2 protein-coding genes are annotated in these 1,201 nt (G+C 74.6%); both read right to left on the bottom strand.

The features are described 5' to 3' along the window. Positions 1–1,013, bottom strand: a 1,013-nt coding sequence (locus B7L92_RS37410) for a maltokinase N-terminal cap-like domain-containing protein (RefSeq protein WP_081241567.1), incomplete at its 3' end; no start/stop codon positions are given. A 28-nt stretch (positions 1,014–1,041) separates the two neighbouring features. Continuing rightward, the coding region (locus B7L92_RS37405) for an alpha-glucosidase C-terminal domain-containing protein (protein ID WP_174704080.1) at positions 1,042–1,201 on the bottom strand (160 nt) is incomplete at its 5' end.

The raw sequence follows: 1,201 nt of genomic DNA, 5'->3' as shown, positions 1-1,201 counted from the left end.
TCCACGGCGACCTGCACCTGGCCCAGGTGCAGGTCGCCGTGGATGCGCTGGGCGGGCGGCCCGGGATCGCAGGTGGTCAGCGCGGCGAAGGCGGAGCGCAGACCCGGCACGAACGGCTGGAGCGCGGGGACGCAGTGCGCCGCGGCCGTCAGCCGCTCGGTCATCGCCGCGGCCGTCCGGCCGTTCTCCCCGGGCTCGCCCACCGGGAAGGCCGAGGCCAGCGCCAGGTGCACGTCCGCCGTGGCCCGGCCCAGCGCGTACGCCTGCGCGGTGAAGTCGTCACCGGAGGCGAGCGCGTCGAGGGCCAGCGCCCAGCCGTCGGAGGCGTCGCGCAGATACGGCTGGAGCACACCCAGCGTCGCCCTGAAGGGGTGCGTGGTGCAGAACCAGGCCACCGGGGCGGGAACGCGGTGGCAGCCCTGGGCGGCCAGCGCGCCCGGCACCTCCAGGTCCGGGTTGACGCCGGGCTGGATGCGCCGGAAGACCTTCAGGATGTACTCGTCGCCGTACACCAGGGAGGAGTTGGACTGCTCGGTGTCCAGCAGCCGCGGCACCAGTCCGGCGGGCACCGGCTGGGACGCGTCGCACTCGAAGCGCAGCGGGCCCGACGTGCCGGGGCGGCGCAGCCGCTCCAGGAGCAGTTGGGTCGTGCGCGGATCGTGGAGGGCGTCGTAGACCGTCCTCCCGGCCAGCCGCCCGTCCTGCACCTGGCCGATGAGCGCCCGGCCGAGACGCGGCGAGGGGGTCTCCCGGACGCCGAGGAGGAGCTGGTAGCAGTCGCCGGCCGGAGGCGTGCCGCCGGGGGCCGGCACGCCTCCGTGACCGGCGTGGACCAGCACGTGCAGGCAGCGCGGGAACAGTTCCGTCATCGACAGCACCCAGAGGTCGGTGACGGGCCGGTCCTTGCCGGCGAACCAGCGTTGCCGCGGCAGCCACTCGCGCAGCAGCCCGGTGAGCGACCCCATGTGCTCGGCGGGTGCGCTCCGCGGGAGCAGGAATGCGGTCTTCGTCATGGTGACGCCTCCTCTCGCCGGCGCACGCTCACAGTCGTCGGCCGGTGCGGGATGCGACTCGGGTGAGCCGGAACCAGTAGAAGCCGTGGCCCCCGAGGGTCAGCAGGTACGGCAGTTCGCCGATGGCCGGGAAGCGCACCCCGCCGAAGAGCTCGACCGGGTGGCGGCCCCGGAAGGCGCTGAGGTCG

The organism is Streptomyces viridosporus, assembly GCF_002078235.1.
GTDB lineage: Bacteria > Actinomycetota > Actinomycetes > Streptomycetales > Streptomycetaceae > Streptomyces > Streptomyces viridosporus.
The sequence above is the reverse complement of the archived record's forward strand: the minus strand, read 5'-3'. Positions and strand labels throughout refer to the sequence as shown.